We start from the raw sequence: 19,527 nt of genomic DNA, 5'->3' as shown, positions 1-19,527 counted from the left end.
TCGCGACGCGAGCACATCTCACTCAGGAGCGATCCATGAAATATTACTCAAGCACCTCGATCGACCGGCGCGATGACGCGACCCGGAAAAAACAGCGGGACGATCTCGCGCGTGCCGATGTCGAACGCGCCGAAAAGCGCATCCGTCAGGATGCCGGCATCAACTCCAATGCGAGCAAGTGGCGTTATTTGCGCCCCGACAATCGGGCGAGATGAGCGACGGATGCGCCACGCGCCGTGGCACACCGGTCCCGCACCGCAGGTCGCGGGCGGGCCGGGATCACGCATACCGGCGCAGGTGTATCGAGAATTCGGCGATCGCGTCGATGCCGCTCTGCTCCGCGCAGCGGCACCAATCCTGTAACTGAGCCAGCAATTGCTCGTGCGACGCGTGTGGCCACGTCCATAGCTCGAGCAACGCGTCGTACATATCCACATACACGCGTATTCGCCGGTTGGCATTGGGGCTCGTCAGCACGCGCAGGTCGGGCTTGTTCCGATGGCCCCAGGCCTGGCGCAGCCAGTGTTTCATGCCGAGCGCGAACGCGCGCTTGTCGTCTCGACTCATGTCCTCGACGCGGCGCAGTTCCCGCCGGCAGGCGGACTCGAGCGTGCGCGCAAAGGCGGCCATCACCGCATGCCGGTTGCGGATGACCGCTTGCAGCGTCGCGTCGTCGGCGACTGCCTTGACCGGGAGCAGGCGCGGCTGCGTTGCGACTCGCCGAACGGTCGCCAGCCGCAATGCCGCCAGCAGGCGGATGTACGCCCAGCCGATATCGAACTCGAACCAGCGATTCGACAGCCTGGCGGACGTCACGTACGCGTGATGATTGTTGTGCAGCTCTTCGCCGCCGATCAGGATGCCCAGCGGGAAAAGGTTGGTACTCGCATCGGGTGTCGCGAAATTCCGATAGCCGCTGAAATGGCCTAAGCCATTGATCACGCCACCGGCCCAGAACGGAATCCATATCATCTGGATCGCCCACGCCGCCACGCCGGGCAACCCGAACAGCCCGACGTCGATCACGACCAGCAGCCCGACGCCGAGATTCGGATAGCGGGCATAGACGTGGCGTTCGAGCCAGTCGTCCGGCGTCCCCGATCCGTATCTGCGCGCCGTTTCCTCGTTCCGCACTTCCGCACGGTACAGTTCCGCGCCGCGCAGCAGCACGGTCGCGAGGCCGCGGGTTCGCGGGCTATGCGGATCGTCCGGGGTCTCGCTCCGCGCGTGATGCTTGCGATGCACCGCGACCCATTGCGAGGTCAGCATGCCGGTCGTCAACCACAGCCAGAACCGGAAGAAGTGACTGATGCACGGGTGCAGATCCAGCGCCCGGTGCGCCTGGCAGCGGTGCAGGTACACGGTCACGCTGATGATGGTGACATGCGTGAGCACGAACACGACCCACGCAAGCTGCAACCAGGACAGCCTCAGTTCGCCGTTCAGAAGAAATGCCGACATTCCGTTCGCACTCCGCGCCACACTGGTATCCGCGCACGCTTCGCCGTGACGACGCGTGCGCGTGCCGATTCCCTGCCCTTCGACGAGCCTCCTATTTCCCGACCTGATTGCCGACAACCCCTCCGACGGCGGCACCGCCAACGGTGCCCAACGCACTGCCGCCCGTCAGGACCGCACCGGCGACGCCGCCGACACCCGCCCCGATCACGGTATCCGTTCCGCGGTGGGACATGTCGCCGCAACCCGCCAGTACGATCATCGTTATGGTGACTATCGCCGTCCCGACCGGCACGGAATGTAGCTTTCTCATGATCATCTCCTCGGGTCGCCGCTACGCTGTCCGATCCCGCACGGCGCGCGGAACCCCCTGGGCTGACGTCCCGATGAAATTCGAGACGTCGAATCACGATGGGGGGTAAATCGCGCGAAGTCCGTCCGCTAACGTACCGGACTGGATGCCGGCCGACCGTCTCACGGAAGCGCCGCTTGCACCGCGCCCGGCGCCAAAGCCGGCGTTGACCTGACTTCCTTGTAGTCGACATCGCGCGGCGAACAGCTCCCTGAGCCTTGCCGATCACGGCCGTCCCTGGCTCGTCAGGAAATCGGGCTTATTTTCAGCTACCGTACCGTCAAGCTGCGAACGACGAGATACGATAGTGAATCCCGCTCACTCCCCGCTGCGCTCGAAGCGACCAGACAACGCCATCGCGCCAGATGCGAGCCTAGGAACCACGCATGCCAGACATCCCCCCCATCACTGAAAATCACCTGCTTGCCGCACTGCCGGAGAACGAGCTTGCACGCATCATCCCGAACCTGACGATCGTCGACATGCCGCTCGGGAAAGTGCTGTACGAATCGGGCGGCCAGCTTCATCACGTCTATTTTCCGACCACGACGATCGTGTCGCTGCTGTACGTGATGGAGGATGGCTCGTCTGCGGAAATCGCGATCGTCGGGCATGAGGGCATGATCGGCGTGTCGCTGTTCATGGGTGGTGAAACGACGCCGAGTCGCGCCGTCGTGCAAAGCGCTGGGCAGGCCTACCGGCTCGACGCGAGCGTCCTGAAAGAAGAATTCCGGCGCGGCAACTCGATGCAGCGTCTGTTGTTGCGCTATACGCAGGCGCTCATCACGCAGATGGCGCAGACCGCGGTATGCAACCGTCATCACTCGATCGATCAGCAGCTGTGTCGCTGGCTGCTGCTCAGCCTCGACCGTCTGCCATCGAACCAGTTGCGCATGACGCAGGAGCTGATCGCCAACATGCTGGGCGTGCGCAGGTCGGGCGTGACGGAAGCGGCATTGAAACTGCAGGACGCTGGCCTCATCCGCTACAACTACGGCCATATCGAGGTGCTGGACCGACCCGGGCTCGAAAAGCGTGTGTGCGAATGCTACAGCGTGGTCAAACGCGAATTCGATCGCCTGCTTCCTGACCTGAAGCGGCTCTAGGAATCCGTCAGCAACGGCGCTGGCCGACACTGCGCGGCATCGTACCGACTTCTTCGTCCGGCCCGGTCATCCTGTATTCGACACGCGTGCGTCGTCGATGCCGATACGCCCGCGCAAGGCGAATTCACGGGAGCAGGCAGATGAACGACCGCAAGCAGAAAGACGACGCTGTCGGGCAGCAACGCCGTAAATACGAGCAGGACAATGCAACGGACGACGGTATGCCCGCCGCGCCCGAAGTGCCGACGCATACGTGCCCGACCGAGCAAGAACGATTGCGGACCGCGAAGCAACGGATCGCCGATTCGAGAAAGCGCTGGGGTATGGCCTATCCGCCGAATTGAGCACGCACTGTGATCATGATACGGCGTTGCTCCCGACACAGGCGGAGCATGACATTCGCGCTCCGCGTTGTCGTGCGCGCGTCCCGCAGGCTACGTCGCCGACGTTCCGGCATCGGGCCTACTGGCACAGGCGGATCAAGAATTCGGCAATGGCCTTGATCCGCGCTGTTCCGTTCGGGTCACGATTCCATGCCAGTAGCCCTGCAAACGTCCGGCGAACTTTTGCAGGGCGGCCATCCCGCTTTCCCGAGCCTGTTCGAATCATTGCCTCCCAAGCCTTTTTCGCCCAGGCCGGCTTGCGGTAGAACTTTGCCGCGACGCGATACAGATCAAAGATGATTTCTGCTTGCGGGCACTGTGCCTTGATCCCCAGCTCATAGGCCGTAGTCATGTCGATGGTGACCGTTTCGATGCGCGCGGCGATGCCTTCAGGCAACTGTTCGATGCAGGTTCGAAACGTGTCGCGCGAGCCATCCATCCCCCCCAACCCACAGCACTCACCGGCCAATCGGATCGGCCATTCCCCACGCTTTAACCAATAACTCGCCCAGCAACCCGGCGCCTGAAGTGCCTAGGGTCGAGTAATTATCTTTCCCGCTCCCTTTAAGGTCAGGCGTCAGATTACGCAATCGCCCTCAAGCCCTCCACGATTTTCCGCGAAGCATCTTGATGAAGGGCGGTAAAGTGATCGAGAAAGATTGCCTTTTCAAGTTCGATTGAAGGCGGCATCGTATGGATGCCCTGCCCGCTAGACGCGCCGGTCACACTAACTTGCGGAAGATGGCGTCGAATTTGTTTCGGGAAAAGCAACGGCCGGAAAGTTCATCCGCGAACCGGTTATCCTGGAACCACTGGATCAAGCAGTGCCACTGGCGCATCGATTCGACGGCGATCATGCGATAGGGAACCCCGGAGTCATTCCGGACGGCGATCTGCATGCGGGGAAGCGACGCCCACAGGCGGACGGTCTCGATCGAAAGCCCCGCCACGATTTCCGCGTCGAACGTCGCGAGGCTCGCGCCGGCGAGGATGCGGCTTTTCGTGGCGACGAGCGGCAGCACGGCCTGGTCGGGGATCACGCCGGCGACATCCGATGGCGATGCGAGCAGACCCTCATCACAAGCCAGTGCCGTTCGTTTACAACGAAAGGCGTGCCCTCGGTCCAGCACACGATGACGTAACCGTTCGAATGCGCGAGGTATCGCAGGCGTCTGCCGCTACCGCCATCCACGCGATCCCTGCAATCGAATGCTGGCTTCCTGACGGTAGTGGGCAAATCGTCGGGATTGAGTCTGTCGTGCACAACGGCAAATGTGCCCTTTTCCAGAATGAGGGCCGCACGCTCGCCATTCGCCCGACAGCGCTTCAATTCGGCGAGCGCCAGTCCGGCCAGACTCTGCGGACCGAACGTCTGCGCCAGTCGGGCAGCCAGTGCTTCGATATTCATGTCGCCGCTCCCCCAGCAATCGCTTAGCCACCCTTCGATGGATGGCTTAATCATCATCAATCGGTATGCCGATCGATCCGTCTGAGTGCTTGAGCAGTCTAGTATCGTGCGAACAATTCTTCTGTCCGCTACCGTGCCCGGGATTTGCCGCCGAGCGCAGCACGCGGCCGCGCGGCGTGGAATAGCCGGTCAACAGATTGCGGGCGGTGAAGCCGGTTCAGGTGGGCTGCCGTCGGGCTCATCAACGAGCATCCGGAGAATTTGCTGCAGTTGCCGCGCGCATCGGCGAGCATCCTCGGGGGCATTTGCATCGATCGCCTCGAGCAGGCTAACGAATGCAATGAGGAAGGAATCGGAGACGGGCGTCTCACGCGCATGCTCGCGCAGATAAGCGCTATAACTGAAAACGCGCTGGATGAATTCGATCTGGTGAGCGGCAAATTCGTCATCGCCCACGGAAGGTGGCACAACGGCGAGAACACTGTCGGACAACGAAGGAGGAAGACGGATGTAAGACGGGCGATCACTCATGCGGATCTCGTGAAACGCACGAACGCGGCGTGAATGCCCGAAGCACGGACGCTGTTTCACGACGGAAGGCGCCTATGCTATAAGTGTCTCTAGGATTTGACATACCAACGCTCATCGTATTTTTTCATCGACCAGGCGTGGTGTCAAATCAATTTGACACCAAACTTAACTATCGATCGATGCGATTTGATTGGAGCAAGCTGTTCGACGAACTGAAGCGCGAGGGGCAGTTCGGCAGCGATGCGCAACTGGCCGACAGCCTTGGGCTTACGCGCGCGCAAATCTCGGCATGGCGCACCGGCAAAAGCGATCTCGGCATCCTGACCAAGATCAAGATCCTCGATGCACTGGGTCACGACACGTTGCGTACGTCGCTGTCGAGCTTGCTGCCCGAGAAAAACCGGGAAACACAGGCAGCACAGCATGCAAAGCTTCTTGCGCGCATCGACCGAATCCGATCGGGAGTAGGCGTCGTGCCCGCAGAGCGGGACGACGCGGCCGACTCGCCCGTAGTAGCGAACAATCTTCTCGGCGAATTGCCCATGGACGAGCGCAAGCGCATCGAGCCCCATCTGTCGTGGGTCGCGCTGCCGCTCGGGCATGTAGTGTATGAACCGGGCGATCACCTGAGCCACGTCTACCTGCCGACGACTGCGATCATTTCGATGCTGTACGTGATGGAAAACGGTTCGTCCGCGGAAATTGCCGTGGTCGGACGCGACGGGCTGCTTGGCGTCGCGCTGTTCATGGGCGGTGAAACGATGCCGAACCGGGCCATCGTCCAGAGCGCGGGCGAAGCGTTCCGCCTGAGCGGACAGATCGTGAAAGAGGAATTCGCGCGCGGCGGTGCATTGCAGCGCGTGTTTCTGCGCTACACGCAGGCGCTCATCACCCAGATGGCGCAGACGGCCGTGTGCAATCGCCATCACTCGATCGCGCAGCAATTCTGCCGTTGGCTGCTGCTGAGCCTTGACCGGCTGGATTCGCGCAACGTGCGGATGACGCAGGAACTGATTGCCGACATGCTCGGCGTGCGCAGAGCCAGTGTGACGGAAACCGCAAAACGGCTTCAGGAAGAAGGCATCATCCGTTATTCGCGCGGATTGATTGAAGTCGTCGATCGCAGCGCCCTCGAGCGGCGCGTGTGCGAATGCTACATGGTAGTCAAGAAGGAAAGCGACCGGCTGCTGTCGCAAAAGTAGGTACTGCCTGGGCTGCGTCCCGCCATCGACATAACACGGATGCCTGCCGAACACGTTTCTCAGCCAGTCGATGTCCATGCTGTCCCAATTGCCCATGTACCGGGTCTTCCGAAAACGCCCGATCTATTACCCGACCTGATTGCCGACCACCCCGCCGACGGCCGCGCCGCCCACCGTGCCCAATGCACTGCCGCCCGTCAGTACCGCGCCGGCGACGCCGCCGACACCCGCCCCGATCACGGTGTCCGTTCCACGGTGAGACATCCCACCGCAACCTGCCAGCACGACAATCGTCATGGTGACTATCGCCATCTCGAGTGCCACGGAATCTAGCTTTCTCATGATCATCTCCTTTGGGGTGCCGCGGCGCCGTCTGATCCGGCACGGCGTACGGAGGCCCATGCGCTGACATCTCGATGAAATTCGGGACATCGGTTCATGATGGCCGGTCGATCGCGCGCAGTCCGTCCGCTAACGTACCGGCGCGGATGCCGATCTGCCGCGTCACAGAAGCACCGCTTGCGCCGCCCCCAGCGTCACGACCACGCTGTGGCGGCGGCCGTCGTCCACGAGCCGCACCGCCGCTTCGCCGGCGGCGAGCCGCACGCCATCGACCACGAGGCGGGACACGCCGCCGCTGGCGCCGCCCGGATTCTCGACGACGATGTCGTAGTGCGACGCGCCGTGACGCAGCGTGGCCCTAAAGCCCGGCCAGGACAGCGGGATGCACGGTTGAATGGACAGCATGTCGCCATGCCTGCGCAGACCGAGCACGCCTTCGACGCCCGCGCGATAGAGCCAGCCGGCCGAGCCGGTGTACCACGTCCAGCCGCCGCGGCCGACATGCGGCGCGACGGAATATACGTCGGCCGCGACCACGTACGGCTCGACCCGATAGCGATTCGCCCCGCTGCGCGTGCGGCTGCGATTGACCGGATTGAGCAGCGCGAACAGATTCGCGGCGCGATCGCCGTCGCCCATTTGCGCGAACGCGAGCACCGACCACGTGGCCGCATGCGTGTACTGGCCGCCGTTCTCCCGGATGCCCGGCGGATAGCCCTTGATATAACCGGGATCGACCGACGAACGATCGAACGGCGGTGCGAACAGCAGGGCCAGGCCATCGTCGCGGCGGATCAACTGCGCTTCCAGCGCGTCCATTGCCTGAGCGGCGCGCATCGGGTCCGCCGCGCGCGACAGCACGCTCCACGACTGCGCGATCGCGTCGATCGAGCATTCGGCGTTGCCGGCCGAGCCGAGCGGCGTACCGTCGTCGAAGTAGCCGCGCCGATACCATGCGCCGTCCCATCCCGCATCGGCAAGCGCATCGCGCAACGCGGCGGCACGCGTCGACCAGCGCGCCGCCAGGTCGGCCGAGCCGCGCGCCGCCGCGAGCGGGGCGAACGCCGTGAGCGTCGCATGCAGAAACCACCCGAGCCAGACACTTTCACCCCGCCCGGCTTCGCCGACCCGGTTCATGCCGTCGTTCCAGTCGCCCGTGCCGATCAGCGGCAGGCCATGCTCGCCGACCTGCGCGAGACTGGCCTCCAGTCCGCGCACGCAATGCTCGAACAGCGACGCGCTCGTTTCCGAGATGCGCGGGATGAAGAACGCGTCCTGCTCGTCGGCGGCCAGCGGTCGTCCGTCGATGAACGGGATCGATACATCGAGAATCGCGCGGTCGCCGCTGACGTCGACGTAGTGCGCAACCGCATGCGCGAGCCAGACGCGGTCGTCGGAGATCCGTGTGCGTACGCCGCTGCCGCTTTCCGGCAGCCACCAGTGCTGCATGTCGCCTTCCGGAAACTGGCGCGCCGCCGCCCGCAGCAGATGCTCGCGCGCCAGGGCCGGGCGGGCGATGGCGAGCGCCATGCCGTCCTGCAACTGGTCGCGAAAGCCGTACGCGCCGCTCGCCTGATAGAAGCCCGCACGCGCCCAGATCCGGCAAGACAGCGTCTGGTACAGCAGCCAGCGGTTCAGCATCAGATCCATCGCGCGGTCCGGTGTCTCGACCTGGATCGCGCCGAGCGTCTCGTCCCAGAACGCCGTCACGGCGGCGAATATCGCGTCGAGATCCGCCTGACGGTAATGCGCGATCAACTGTCGCGCCGCTGCCGCGTCGGCGCCCTCGCCGAGCAGCAAGACGATTTCGATGCTGCCGCCGGGTTCGAGATCGACCGTGGTCTGCAACGCGGCACACGGGTCGAGCCCGGCGCCGACGCGGCCCGACAACGGCGACGCGCCGGCCCTGCCCGGAAAACCGGCGGGATCGCTCAGGACGCCATTGCGGCCGATGAACTCGCGCCGGTCCGCGCTCCACGAGGTTTGCAGGCCGCATAAATCGGCGAACGCCACCCTGCCGCGATACACCTGACTCCAGTCGTTGCGGGCAAACAGCGCTCCGGTCGGCTGATCGATCTCGCTCGCGGTGTGCGGCGCCGCGACGCTGCGCGACGAACCCAGCGCCCACTCCGCATAGGTTGCGACGGACAGCCGGCGAGTCCGGTCGGACAGGTTGCGCAAGGTCAGGCGGGAAATCTTGACAGGATCGGCCAGGGGCACGAACTGCAGCAACTCGACGGCGACGTCGGCGGCGGAATGCGCAAACCGGCTGTAGCCCTGGCCATGACTCGCCACGAAAGCGGTCGCGCCCGGCGCGTCGTCGCCGATCGAGGCCGCTTGCGGCCCCCAGCGCACGCCGGTCTCGTCGTCGCGGATGTAGAACACTTCGCTCGGCGGATCGGTGACCGGGTCGTTCGACCACGGCGTCAGCGGATGCTCGCGGCTGTTCGTCACCCAGGTATAGCCGCCCCCCTCCGCCGACGTCAGGAAGCCGCACGAGGGATTCGCGACGACGTTGACCCACGGCATCGGCGTGCATTGACCGGGCTGCAGGATCACGACGTATTCGCGGCCGCCACGCGCGAAACCGCCGATTCCGTTGAAGTACTCGAGACCGGCGCCGGCCTGCGCGCCCTTCGGCGGCGCAATCGTGGGCGGCGGCAGCGGCGCGCGCGCGGGATCCGGTCGCGTGGGCAGCGGTGAACCCGCGAGGCGCCGCAACTGGTCCACCAGCCGGCCGTTGCGCGCGGCGAGCACGGCGCGCGCGACCGCCGGAAACAGCGCGCGCGCCGCGGCCGCCATCAGATCCTCGCGCAGCACGAAAATACTGCCGCGCCCGGCTTCGTCCGGCTGCTGCCGGGTCCGCACCAGCCCCTCGAGCGCCGCCTGCAAATCCTGCACGTACGACGCCGCGCGCTCGTTGATGATGACCAGATCGACCTCGAGCCGCTTCATCCGCCAGTACTCGTGCGCGCGGATCAGCTGCCGCACCATCGCGATGTGCTCGATGTCGTCGATCCGCACCAGCAGGATCGGCAGATCGCCCGATACGCCATGGGTCCATAGCGGCGCCGCGCCCACGCCGCCCGCCGCGGACACCGCTGCCGCATGTCGTATCAGCGCGGCGGACCCCGGCCGCATCGACGCATCGCTGTAGAGCATGTATCCGGCCAGTTGCTGGAACAACGCGGCCTCGTCGAGGCTCACCGCGCTATGCCGCAGCTGCACCTGCGCCTGGGTCCACGCGAGCATCGCCGCCCGCGCGAACGATTCGCCGTCGCGATGCTTGTCGATCAGGTCGAGCAGCTGCGCGCGCGAATCCGCGACGATGGTCCAATAGACGATGCTCGCCTTCGCGCCCGGCTCGATGCGCAGCCGCTGCCGCAGCGTGAACGCCGCGTCCAGTACCGCGCCTTCGCAAGCGCCCAGCGCACGCTGTTCGGTCAGCGCAAGCGGCAGGCGAACGCTGCGCCCGCGTCCGATGACGCGCAATCGATCGGTGTCGAATTCTTCCGCGCCGACGGTTTCGCCGGAGGTCACGGCCAGATGCGCGGCCCAAACTTCCGCCTCGTTCGGCGCGCGCTTGCGCCGCGTCGCCAGAATCGCGCCAGACGCCGGCACGTACTCGGTTTCGATGAACAGTTTCGAGAATGCGGGATGGGCGTGATCGGCGGCGGGCGGAGCGAGCACGATTTCCGCGTAGGACGTGAATTCGATCACGCGTGGCCGGGAGCCGGTATTGGCCACCGACACCCGCCGCACTTCCGCATCGTCCTCGGCGGATACCACCACCTCAAGCGACGTCGTCAAGGTGCCGTCGCGACGCACGAACTCGGCGCGATCTTCGGTGAACGTCACTTCGTAGCTGTCCGGCACCACGCCGGTGGGCTGCCACGTGGCCGACCAGACCTCGCCGCTCTCGGCGTCGCGCAGATACAGATAGCTACCCCAATCGTCGCGCGTCGCGTCTTCCCGCCAGCGCGTGACGGCCAGATCGTCGCGGCGGCTGTAGCCGGAGCCCGCGGCCGTGAGCATCACGGCGTAGCGGCCGTTGGACAGCAGATGCGTGACGGGCGCGGGATCGTCCGCCGACAGCAGGCGCCGTGCAACGCCGGCGTCGACGCCATGCATCCTGCCGGCGGGTCTGGCGTCGACCCGCGGCCGCCCTGCCGCGACCCGGCCCGGCACCCGTTCCTGCAACAGCAACTCGGTGGCGCGCACGGCCGGCTCGCCATGGAAGAAGGCGCGAATGCGCCCGCCCAGCAGTGCATTGGCGATCGACACGATCGACATGCCCTGGTGATGCGCCATGAATGCCCGCACGATCGCAACTGGCATGCCTTCCGGCACGCGCGCGGGCGTGTAGTCGAGCGCTTCGTAGAAGCCGAAGCGCCCGCACGCGCCGGCTGCACGCAACCGCTCAAAGTTGCGCGCGGCGGCGTTCGGCGCGACCATCGCCGCGAGCGCGGTCGCATAGGGCGCGACCACCAGGTTCTGGTCGAGATCGCGCTTGAGCCCCAACTCCGGCACGCCGAAGCTCGAATACTGATAGGTTAGCTCGATGTCGCGTGTGTTGTACGCCGATTCGGACATGCCCCACGGCAGGCGCAGCCCGTCGCCGTAGGCGATCTGGCGACGCACCACCAGCTGATTGGTGCGCGCGAGCAGGCTGCTGTCCGGCGCGCGCATCACGAGCGACGGCATCAGGTATTCGAACATCGATCCCGACCACGAGATCAGCGCCGCGCCGTGCCCGATCGGCGTCGCCAGGCGGCCGAGCCGGAACCAGTGCCGCGCCGGGACATCACCCTTCGCGATCGCGACGAAACTCGCGAGGCGCGCCTCCGATGCCAGCAGATCGTAGTTGCCCGGATCGAGCCGCCCGTCGCCCACCGCGTAACCAATCGACAGCAGATTGCGCACCGGGTCGAGCAGAAAGCCGAACTCCATCGCATAGGCTATCTGCAACGCGGTATCGGCCAGCGTATGCAGGCGCTTGTTCAGCACGTCCGCTTCGTCCGGCGTGCGCGTCGCGTCGCGGCAATGCCCTTGCACCGCGTGCTCCAGCGCCTGCGCCCAAAACAGCACGTCGTCGACGTCGCCGCGCCGCACCCCGCCGACCTCGTCCGTCAGCGCGCGCGCGACATCGGCGACCGTCGCGGTGAGGATCGTGATCTCGGACCATTCCGGCGCTGCGGGGCCGTCCGGGGCGCCGACTTCCCGGGCCGGCGCGGCGAGCGTCTCATCCAGCTCGGTCGCGGCCTGCTCGAATTCGCCGTGCAAGGTCGTCCGGGCATCGCCATCGCGGCACACGGCCTTGCGCAACAGCGCGAGCGTGTCACCGATCCCTTCGTACGCGGCCTGCCACCCCACACCGGCGGGCTGATTCGCCCAGGCCCGGCAACCGTTGCCGAGGGCGATCAGGTGGCCGGCAAGATTGCCGCTGTCGACCGACGACACGTACTTCGGCTCGAGGGGCCGCAGGTCGCGCGTGTCGTACCAGTTATAAAAGTGGCCGCGATAGCGTGACATCAGTCGCATCGTCGCGACGGTCGCCTCCAGCCGCGATACCGCGTCCAGCGTACCGAGCCAGCCAAACTCGCGGGCGCTGACGGCAGACAGCAGGTATAGCCCGATGTTGGTGGGCGAAGTCCGGTGCGCGACGACGGGCTTCGGGTCCTCCTGGAAATTGTCCAGCGGCAGCATCTGATCGTCCGCCGTCACGAACGTCTCGAAATAACGCCAGGTCCGGCGCGCGTCGCGCCGCAGTTGACGCGCATCGTGCGGGGCCACCGGCAGCTCGCCCGCCGACCGTGGTGCGCGGCTCAGCCAATACGCGATCGCCGGCGCGGCAAGCCAGACGAGTACGAACGGCACGGCCAGCCAGCCCGTATGACGATCGAGGCGCCAGCCCGCCATCAGACTGGCAGCCGCGACAAGCAGCGCGAGCGTCACACCGCCGCGCATTTGCAGATAGGTGGGCGCGAGGGTCCGCCGGTCGCGCGCACCCGCTGCGGCCGCCGTGGTCCATTCGAGCAGATGGCGACGGCTGATCGCCACACGAAACAGCGTACGCGCGATCGCGTCGCCCATCGACCACGCCTGCTGCGGCAACATGACGATCGACAGGCCGAACCGCGTCAACGCGAACCGCAACTCCATCGACCATGCATGGAGCACGCTGCGCGTGGTCATCTTCACGTGCGTGCGCCGCCAGCGCGGCACCAGCCCGCTCAATACAGGCAACAGGAACGGCAGCGCGATCGTCACCAGCACGAAGGCGCTCCAGGCGAGCGATACGGGGAGCGGCAGCATCCATCCGGCCAGTAGCGCGACCAGCATGGCGGGCGCCGTGAGTGTGCGGCGCAGGTTGTCCAGCATCTTCCAGCGGCCGACCGCCGTCAACGGTTCGTGGCCGAACAGCAACCAGGGCAGGAGCTGCCAGTCGCCGCGCGCCCATCGGTGCAGGCGGCTCGCGGCGACGTCGTAGCGGGACGGCGACGCTTCGACAACCTCGATATCCGACGCCAGTCCGGCCCGCGCGAAAATACCTTCGAACAGATCGTGACTGAGCACCGCGTTCTCCGGCACGCGACCGGCGAGCACCGCCTCGAACGCGTCGACGTCGTAGATGCCCTTGCCCGCATAGGATCCTTCGTCGAACAGATCCTGATAGACATCCGATACGGCTGACACGTAAGGATCGATGCCGTGCGCGCTCGACGACACGCGCTGGAACAGCGAACCCTCGTCGCCGCTCGCGAGCGAGGACGTGACGCGCGGCTGAAGGACGCCGTAGCCGCCGACGATGCGCCGGCTCGCCGAATCGAATACCGGCCGGTTGAGCGGATGCGCCATCTTGCCGACCAGGCGGCGCACGGTATCGCGCAGCAACCGCGTATCGGCATCGAGCGTGATCACGTAGCGCACGTCCGGCGGCACGTGCGGCGTCCGGCCGGCCGCCGCGATGAACGTCGTGTCCGATGCGCCGCGCAGCAATCGATTCAGCTCGTGCAGCTTGCCGCGCTTGCGCTCCCAGCCCATCCAGCACCGTTCGCCGTCGTTCCATACGCGCTTGCGGTGCAGCAGCAGGAAGCGCTCGCCTTCGCCCGGCGCAGCCGGATAAAGGCGATTCAACCGGTCGATGCCCTCCGTCGCGGATGCCAGCAACCTGTCGTCGCTGTCGGCGTGCGGCGTGGACGCGTCCATCCAGTCGGAGAGCAAAGCGAAGTAAAGCGCGCCGTTGGGGCTCGCCAGATGATGAATTTCCAGTTGCTCGATCTGCTCGCCGAGCACAGCTTCCGTTGTCAGCAGCACCGGCACGGCGACCATCGTGCGCAGGTCCGGCGGAATGCCGTCGAGCAATGCGAGGCCGGGCAGGATCTTCGCGCCGACATCGCGCATCACGCCGCGATTGACGAGCGCGACCGCGGCATCCAGCGCGGGTAGCAGGCCGGCGACGCCGAGCCAGATCAGCCAGTGACCGGGCGGTTCGACACGCGTGAGCCACGCCAGCATGCCCGCCAGCAGCAGCGCGACGATCAGCCCGATCCGGCCGAGATAACCGCCGAGACCGGCGTGGCGTGTCAGGCGCCGCAGCCACAACGCGACGGGCGGCCGATAGCCGATCTCCGCTTCGAGCGCGGCGCGGCCGTTCGCCAGCAGGTAGTAACCTGGATCCGTCTCGGCGGCCGGCCCGCAGCCTGCACCCTGCGCCGCCGCATCGGCGACGACGCGGCGGGCAATCTCGAGCTCGCTGACGGGTGCGCCGCGGGCCAGCGCTTCAACCGCGTCGCGATACAGGTTGCGCGTGGGGAAATCCATCTCCGCGAAGCCTGGGTGGCTGCGCAGTACCTGATCGACCAGGCTGACGCGCTCGAACAGATCGGTCCAGTCCACCTCCGAAATCAGCCGCATGCTGGTGATCACGTTGCGCACGGTCAGGCTGGCGGCGCCCTGCTGATGGTTGACGGACGCGACAATTTGGTCCGGCGTCGCGCCGCGCGCCGCCAGGTGCCGATGCAGCCACGCCAGTGCCGGCGCGACGGCCGGATTGGGATCGTGCAGCCGCTGAATCAGCTGCACCGCGAACGCATCGTGCAATACGGCCTGCTCGTAATTGGCGACGAGCGGCTCCGCCGCGACCCGCGCCTGGCCGCCCTCGCCGAGCAGGCGATCCGCGAGCGCGTCGGCGTCGAGTCTCGCGCGCCGGTCGTCGATGATCTGATCCGCGAGCCGTCGCAGGTTCTCGATCAGCACGATCCGCAGCGTGATCGCCACCGCCCACAGTTCGCCGATCGTCAACGGTTCCACGGCCTGATAGGCAAGCATGAAACGACATAGCGCATCGGGATCGAAACGGCTGTCGGTGTGGGCGACGAAGGCCCAGTTGATCTCGAACACGCGCGGATAACCGGCGAACGGGCCGTTGCCGAGTTTGGGCAGTTGCCGGTAATAACGCGGGGAGAGATCATCCCGGATCTGCCGCACCTGTTCCGCGACAAGATAGTAGTTGTCGAGCAACCACTCTGCCGCAGGCGTGATTTCTTCGCCGCGTGCGTCTGCGGCCGCCGTGTTCCGGTAGGCCTTCAGCAGATGATCCGCGTTGTCCTTCAGCCGCGTGGCGAGCGACGGGCCCGCTGCCACACCGGGCAGCACCTTCTGCGCGCGAGCCAGGCTGCCCGCATGCTGCGCCAGTCGCTCCTCGCCGAAGAACTCCTCGCGAATCGGCCGGGCATTGCTCCATGGCGATGTCCGGCGTCGCGACACTCGCGCAACGTGAATCTTCAAGGCGCTTCCTCCCCCATCGCCGCACCATCCGCAGCGGCTTCATGCCCGGCACGCCCGGGCCGTCAGGCCGCTTCCGACAGCGATTTCGCGACGGGTTCGCACCGCAACGCCCCGTGCTGCGTGGATTGGACGGCTGCGTTCTCGCACGCCAGCGACACGAAGGCATCGCGAGTCGTATGCAGCGCGTTCGCCGTCCGATCGATGTCGTGCACGATGCGCTTCGGCAAGCACAGCTCGATGCGCACCGAACTCGACGTCATCCGGCTCAGGTCCAGATCGATGAACCGCCAGATCCCGTCCTCGGCATCGACTTCCGACGCCTGCAATACCGACATGTCCGTGGTCGGTGGCGGAACGAGACGCGCGGAGCGGTCGTAGCGGGCCATGACCCGTTGCTCGGCGGCCGCTTGCAGCTCGCCATACGAGTCGCCCTCCACGCCGACCTCGGGGAAATCCGGAAGCGCGCCGCGATAGCGGGGCTGCCCATGCTGCGTGATGTAGATCGGATATTTCATGAACCGCTCCCCGCTGAAGAACGTGACGAACGTCATCGTGCATCGCGCAGGCTCGTCGAGTCGGTACGCTGAAGAACAGTCTCCGGGAAGCGTCTCGTGGTGCGCTGCACGTCATTCACACACCGGATCACCCGATATTTCGCTATCCGGTCACGCAAGCGCAGCGCGCGCGATCGAGGTACGGCACCGTACCGATCGGCATGGCGTTAGGGCGCACGCTCGCATCAGGGCTTCTGCCCTTGTTGCCAGAACGCCCAAGACGACCCGAGATGCAGTGCGCCTCATCGCTCATGCGCCAGGTTGTCGTCACCGAAACGGAGCGTCACCATGAATCCCATCACACTCGTGTTATCTGCCGCGTTCGTCCTCGCGGCATTCGCCATCGGCGCGTGGGGCCACCTGTATCTTGCGGCCCTCCTTTTCATCGTCGCGGTCCTGATCGCACTGTCCGTGCGGGTCGCCAACGTCTGGGAGAAGTTCGTGATCCTGCGGATTGGCAAGCTGCAAAGCGTCAAGGGTGCCGGTTTTTTCATGATCATTCCAATCCTGGACAATGTTGTCGCGATCATCGACGAACGCATTCAAACCACCGCCTTCAACGCCGAACAAGCGCTGACCAAGGACACCGTGCCCGTCAACGTCGACGCCGTGATTTTCTGGCACGTCCATGACGCGCAGAAAGCCGCGCTCGCCATCACCGACTACCGGCAAGCAATCGACCGCGTTGCGCAAACCTCGCTGCGGGAAATGATCGGGGCATCGATGCTGGCTGCCTTGTTGTCGGATCGCAAGGCGGCCGACATGCACCTGCGCGACGAGATCGGCAGAAAGACCGTGGATTGGGGCGTGACCGTCCGCTCGGTCGAGACCCGCGATGTTGCGATCCCAGTCGCGCTGCAGGATTCGATGTCGCGCCAGGCGCAAGCCGAGCGCGAAAAGCAGGCACGGGTGATCCTCGGCTCGGCGGAGGCCGAGATCGCGACCAAGTTCGTCGAAGCGGCGCAGGTCTACGAAAATCATCCAGGTGCGCTTCAGTTGCGAGCGATGAACATCATCTACGAAACGACGAAGGAACGCGGCGCGACGATCCTGATCCCCAGTGCGATGGTTGACAGCCTGAATCCCGTGCTCGCGCTTGCGATTGCCGGGTATGACGCGGCGGGCGCCGCACCGGCGCCTGCGCTCAAGACAGCAGCGTGATCGCTAGCTCGTATTCACTCCCCCGCGACGCCTTGCGCAGATCGCCCGAACATTGCTAGAGCGGGGGGTACCCCACACGATTTGATGATGAGACTGTTGCGAATACTTCACCGAAGGCAGGAGGCGGAAATTGCTTCATCACGTTACAACGCGGGGTTGGTCGTGGCGGGGGCGAGTCCCCCTCTCATTCGAGGTCGGCCGTGGATCCTCACATAGCATCGATTGATGACCGCCATGAACATATCGTTGCAAGAAGATAGTGGCCGCGTTCACCTCACAAAGGCTGATCGTCGAATTGCAACTGGTTCGTCACCGAGACGATGCCGTCGACGCGCCAGGCGACTGTTGCTACGAAATTCGCCTCGTTCGCGTCGGCAACCGAGCCGACAAGCGTTGCGATGACGGTGCATCACCTTGCGGGCGACCCACGCGCCCTTTTCCGTGCCTTCATTTCTTGTTACTCGTTGGTTGGATGGTATGTCTGTAGCCCGCTGGCTTGAAAAACAGACAGCAACCATTTGATTTTAAAAAAATACTTAGAGGCGGCGGGGCGTAACCCCGCATGCAGTCCAGATCGCTCTAACCGGAAAATTGCACGGAGATCAAGGTTACCCCCTATCGGACGGCGCAACTACTTGTTCGCGGGGGCAGACTCAGGTGGCGAGCGCGCTGCCGCTATCTACAGCCTGATTGTCACCGCCAAGCTCAATGACGTCGATCCGGAAGCATATCTGCGCCATGTGCTGGCGCGCATTGCGGATCATCCGATCAACCGGATTGATGACCTGCTGCCCTGGCATCTGGCACAGGATCTGGCTTAGTCCTCGTACGAGATCGGCGCTTCGGCGCAATCCAGGACAATCGAGTGCATGCGGATCTCGCACCACTCCTTGAATAGCTTGAGCGTACGACCTTGCGGCCATAGACGCTCGTCGACATACCAGTCCTCGAGCATGCGTTCGAAAATGACCTGCCAGTGCTTCTGTAACCAACGCTTGGCAGCGGCATCGGGATCGCTACCGGATGCAGGAACCAGAAAAGCGTTTGCGTTCTCGCTGGCTTGTTCCAAGCCGCCATGCTAAAGCAATACGGTGTCGGTGCCACGCTTACGCTCAATGCAGGTCAGGCGGTACGTATTGGGCCCCGAATCGCTCTGCCAGTTGCGCGAGCCGCCGATCACGCGTCCAGAGCCGGGTGCTCGGGGTCAACAGCACCGATGCAAGCAGCGTGCAATCCACGGCACCGCATCCGCGCCCATACAGCCGTTCCCGCTCGATCCAGTCCGCTACTTCGCCTGGCGTCGCGAGGCGCGTTTGGCGCAATAACGCGAGATCTCCCAGCGTTCGTGCCCGCGGTTCGGGTGGTGTCCCGCACGTGAGCTCAAGTATCACCAGCGGATGTGTAAGGATGCTATCGACGCGCAGAAGTTGGATAAGTGCCGGGAGTGGCCGCCGGAAATGCTCGACCCACACGGACGTGTCGACCAAGACACTCATCGGGCGGTTGCCTCAGCGGCGCGGCGCGGGACATCTGCCATGTCGGGCGCGCGACCGCCCAGGGCGGCTAGGCGTTGACCGGCCTGAACACGCACGAAGGTTTCAAGTGCCGCCCGGAACAGGTCGGCCGGCGGCATGCCCGGTTCGGCGAGTTCGAGTGCGCGCGCATAGAGAGTGTCGTCGACGGTGACGGTGGTACGCATGATGCCTCCTTCGATGCATTTTCGCATCAATTATAGCATCAATTCAATAGCAGCTCAGTCGCTGATAAACGGATCGCCCGCCGGCCTGAACTGGGGCCGTGACACTTTCGTGGGCCAGAGCCGAATACGAAGACAGTCGCGGCTGGCGAAAATTCGTCACGACGTTGCTGGCGCACGTCTGGGCGGGTGTTATGGTCAACACGCTGCGCGGCCATCCGTGCTCGAATCCGCATACCAAGGCAGGTACGGGCTGTCGTCAGTCTTGTCGTGTCACCACGGTAATTGTGCAGCGCGCTACTGCACAAATCCCGGCCGCGAAAGGTTGTTGTGACTGGAGGCATATTATTTCGGTGCAGCCGGAAACCGAAATGAGCGCAAGGTCTGGAGCATTAATTATGACTCCGACCCCATATATGTGATAATGTTAATTATGTCAAATTGATCGAATATTCGTTCTCCTGGGTCGGATACCAGGCGACCCCGCACGCCATCCCGCCCGCCTGATGTCTCTATTATCATGCTCGCCGCGCAGGCGCACCTG

General features: G+C 64.8%; 16 protein-coding genes and 2 pseudogenes. 6 read left to right on the top strand and 12 right to left on the bottom strand.

The features are described from left to right. Positions 1 to 35 precede the first annotated feature (35 nt). On the top strand, positions 36 to 215 hold the full coding sequence (locus AC0KUR_RS20540) for a hypothetical protein (protein WP_006413543.1): 180 nt from the start codon (positions 36 to 38) through the stop codon (positions 213 to 215). A 64-nt stretch (positions 216 to 279) separates the two neighbouring features. On the opposite strand, the gene AC0KUR_RS20535 is transcribed toward AC0KUR_RS20540, so the two are convergent. Together AC0KUR_RS20535 and AC0KUR_RS20530 are read right to left on the bottom strand one after the other, a co-directional pair. Next, a complete protein-coding gene (locus tag AC0KUR_RS20535; protein WP_027792669.1) occupies positions 280 to 1,461 on the bottom strand; it encodes a DesA family fatty acid desaturase in 1,182 nt (393 codons plus the stop codon). A gap of 91 nt (positions 1,462 to 1,552) precedes the next feature. Beyond that, positions 1,553 to 1,771 carry a glycine zipper 2TM domain-containing protein gene (locus tag AC0KUR_RS20530; protein WP_059236745.1) on the bottom strand — a complete coding sequence of 73 codons (219 nt, stop codon included), beginning with the start codon at positions 1,769 to 1,771 and terminating at the stop codon, positions 1,553 to 1,555. A 425-nt stretch (positions 1,772 to 2,196) separates the two neighbouring features. On the opposite strand from AC0KUR_RS20530, the gene AC0KUR_RS20525 reads away from it, so the two are divergent. Together AC0KUR_RS20525 and AC0KUR_RS20520 are read left to right on the top strand one after the other, a co-directional pair. Further along, positions 2,197 to 2,916: a Crp/Fnr family transcriptional regulator gene (locus tag AC0KUR_RS20525; protein ID WP_011548853.1), complete on the top strand. Its 720-nt coding sequence runs from the start codon at positions 2,197 to 2,199 to the stop codon at positions 2,914 to 2,916. A 140-nt stretch (positions 2,917 to 3,056) separates the two neighbouring features. Then, a complete protein-coding gene (locus AC0KUR_RS20520; protein WP_006413539.1) occupies positions 3,057 to 3,260 on the top strand; it encodes a hypothetical protein in 204 nt (67 codons plus the stop codon). A gap of 174 nt (positions 3,261 to 3,434) precedes the next feature. Here the strand turns inward: AC0KUR_RS20520 and AC0KUR_RS20515 are convergent. From AC0KUR_RS20515 to AC0KUR_RS20500, 4 genes and pseudogenes are all read right to left on the bottom strand, one after another. Continuing rightward, a pseudogene (locus AC0KUR_RS20515) lies at positions 3,435 to 3,781 on the bottom strand (transposase); the annotation flags it as partial. Between the two features lie 240 nt (positions 3,782 to 4,021). Beyond that, positions 4,022 to 4,339, bottom strand: coding sequence for a hypothetical protein (locus AC0KUR_RS20510; RefSeq protein ID WP_226153369.1), 318 nt, complete (start codon positions 4,337 to 4,339; stop codon positions 4,022 to 4,024). After that, complete coding sequence (locus AC0KUR_RS20505; RefSeq protein ID WP_127479540.1) at positions 4,336 to 4,707, bottom strand: hypothetical protein; 372 nt, start codon at positions 4,705 to 4,707, stop codon at positions 4,336 to 4,338. Before AC0KUR_RS20505 ends, AC0KUR_RS20510 begins: the two co-directional genes overlap by 4 nt. Before the next feature lie 189 nt (positions 4,708 to 4,896). Next, entirely contained in the window at positions 4,897 to 5,238 is a 342-nt protein-coding gene (locus tag AC0KUR_RS20500) for a hypothetical protein (RefSeq protein WP_234743370.1), read from the bottom strand. 140 nt (positions 5,239 to 5,378) lie between these two features. Between AC0KUR_RS20500 and AC0KUR_RS20495 the strand changes: the two genes are divergently transcribed. Beyond that, positions 5,379 to 6,440, top strand: a complete 1,062-nt coding sequence (locus AC0KUR_RS20495; RefSeq protein ID WP_226153370.1) for a helix-turn-helix domain-containing protein — start codon at positions 5,379 to 5,381, stop codon at positions 6,438 to 6,440. Between the two features lie 126 nt (positions 6,441 to 6,566). On the opposite strand, the gene AC0KUR_RS20490 is transcribed toward AC0KUR_RS20495, so the two are convergent. The 3 genes from AC0KUR_RS20490 to AC0KUR_RS20480 all read right to left on the bottom strand — a co-directional run bounded on the left by AC0KUR_RS20490 (position 6,567) and on the right by AC0KUR_RS20480 (position 16,087). After that, positions 6,567 to 6,782, bottom strand: a complete 216-nt coding sequence (locus AC0KUR_RS20490) for a glycine zipper 2TM domain-containing protein (RefSeq protein WP_234743368.1) — start codon at positions 6,780 to 6,782, stop codon at positions 6,567 to 6,569. Positions 6,783 to 6,944: 162 nt separating this feature from the next. Continuing rightward, a complete protein-coding gene (locus AC0KUR_RS20485; RefSeq protein WP_234743367.1) occupies positions 6,945 to 15,572 on the bottom strand; it encodes a GH36-type glycosyl hydrolase domain-containing protein in 8,628 nt (2,875 codons plus the stop codon). A gap of 62 nt (positions 15,573 to 15,634) precedes the next feature. Continuing rightward, positions 15,635 to 16,087, bottom strand: coding sequence for a type II toxin-antitoxin system HicB family antitoxin (locus AC0KUR_RS20480; protein WP_234743366.1), 453 nt, complete (start codon positions 16,085 to 16,087; stop codon positions 15,635 to 15,637). A 327-nt stretch (positions 16,088 to 16,414) separates the two neighbouring features. On the opposite strand from AC0KUR_RS20480, the gene AC0KUR_RS20475 reads away from it, so the two are divergent. Next, complete coding sequence (locus AC0KUR_RS20475) at positions 16,415 to 17,287, top strand: slipin family protein (RefSeq protein WP_473376359.1); 873 nt, start codon at positions 16,415 to 16,417, stop codon at positions 17,285 to 17,287. A 620-nt stretch (positions 17,288 to 17,907) separates the two neighbouring features. Beyond that, positions 17,908 to 18,108: pseudogene (locus tag AC0KUR_RS20470) on the top strand (transposase domain-containing protein); the annotation flags it as partial. On the opposite strand, the gene AC0KUR_RS20465 reads toward AC0KUR_RS20470, so the two are convergent. The 3 genes from AC0KUR_RS20465 to AC0KUR_RS20455 are packed head-to-tail and all read right to left on the bottom strand — an operon-like array spanning position 18,105 to position 18,986. Next, entirely contained in the window at positions 18,105 to 18,356 is a 252-nt protein-coding gene (locus tag AC0KUR_RS20465; RefSeq protein ID WP_234743365.1) for a hypothetical protein, read from the bottom strand. The pseudogene AC0KUR_RS20470 and the gene AC0KUR_RS20465 overlap by 4 nt on opposite strands. A 43-nt stretch (positions 18,357 to 18,399) precedes the next feature. Beyond that, the gene (locus AC0KUR_RS20460) at positions 18,400 to 18,783 is read right to left on the bottom strand and encodes a type II toxin-antitoxin system VapC family toxin (RefSeq protein WP_234743364.1); all 384 of its coding nucleotides are present in this window, start codon (positions 18,781 to 18,783) and stop codon (positions 18,400 to 18,402) included. Further along, positions 18,780 to 18,986 carry a type II toxin-antitoxin system VapB family antitoxin gene (locus AC0KUR_RS20455; protein ID WP_234743363.1) on the bottom strand — a complete coding sequence of 69 codons (207 nt, stop codon included), beginning with the start codon at positions 18,984 to 18,986 and terminating at the stop codon, positions 18,780 to 18,782. The genes AC0KUR_RS20460 and AC0KUR_RS20455 overlap by 4 nt, the downstream gene beginning before the upstream one ends. Positions 18,987 to 19,527: the final 541 nt, after the last annotated feature.

It is taken from the genome of Burkholderia sp. YHN3-13 (assembly GCF_055810675.1).
Note: the sequence above shows the minus strand (reverse complement) of the source record. Positions and strands in the feature narration are given on the sequence as shown.

Coding starts and splice junctions, on each gene's coding strand:
- AC0KUR_RS20480 (WP_234743366.1), bottom strand. CDS start 16,087: ATGAAATATCCGATCTACATCACGCAGCATGGGCAGCCCCGCTATCGC.
- AC0KUR_RS20490 (WP_234743368.1), bottom strand. CDS start 6,782: ATGAGAAAGCTAGATTCCGTGGCACTCGAGATGGCGATAGTCACCATG.
- AC0KUR_RS20530 (WP_059236745.1), bottom strand. CDS start 1,771: ATGAGAAAGCTACATTCCGTGCCGGTCGGGACGGCGATAGTCACCATA.
- AC0KUR_RS20535 (WP_027792669.1), bottom strand. CDS start 1,461: ATGTCGGCATTTCTTCTGAACGGCGAACTGAGGCTGTCCTGGTTGCAG.
- AC0KUR_RS20475 (WP_473376359.1), top strand. CDS start 16,415: ATGAATCCCATCACACTCGTGTTATCTGCCGCGTTCGTCCTCGCGGCA.
- AC0KUR_RS20505 (WP_127479540.1), bottom strand. CDS start 4,707: ATGAATATCGAAGCACTGGCTGCCCGACTGGCGCAGACGTTCGGTCCG.
- AC0KUR_RS20525 (WP_011548853.1), top strand. CDS start 2,197: ATGCCAGACATCCCCCCCATCACTGAAAATCACCTGCTTGCCGCACTG.
- AC0KUR_RS20540 (WP_006413543.1), top strand. CDS start 36: ATGAAATATTACTCAAGCACCTCGATCGACCGGCGCGATGACGCGACC.
- AC0KUR_RS20455 (WP_234743363.1), bottom strand. CDS start 18,986: ATGCGTACCACCGTCACCGTCGACGACACTCTCTATGCGCGCGCACTC.
- AC0KUR_RS20460 (WP_234743364.1), bottom strand. CDS start 18,783: ATGAGTGTCTTGGTCGACACGTCCGTGTGGGTCGAGCATTTCCGGCGG.
- AC0KUR_RS20500 (WP_234743370.1), bottom strand. CDS start 5,238: ATGAGTGATCGCCCGTCTTACATCCGTCTTCCTCCTTCGTTGTCCGAC.
- AC0KUR_RS20520 (WP_006413539.1), top strand. CDS start 3,057: ATGAACGACCGCAAGCAGAAAGACGACGCTGTCGGGCAGCAACGCCGT.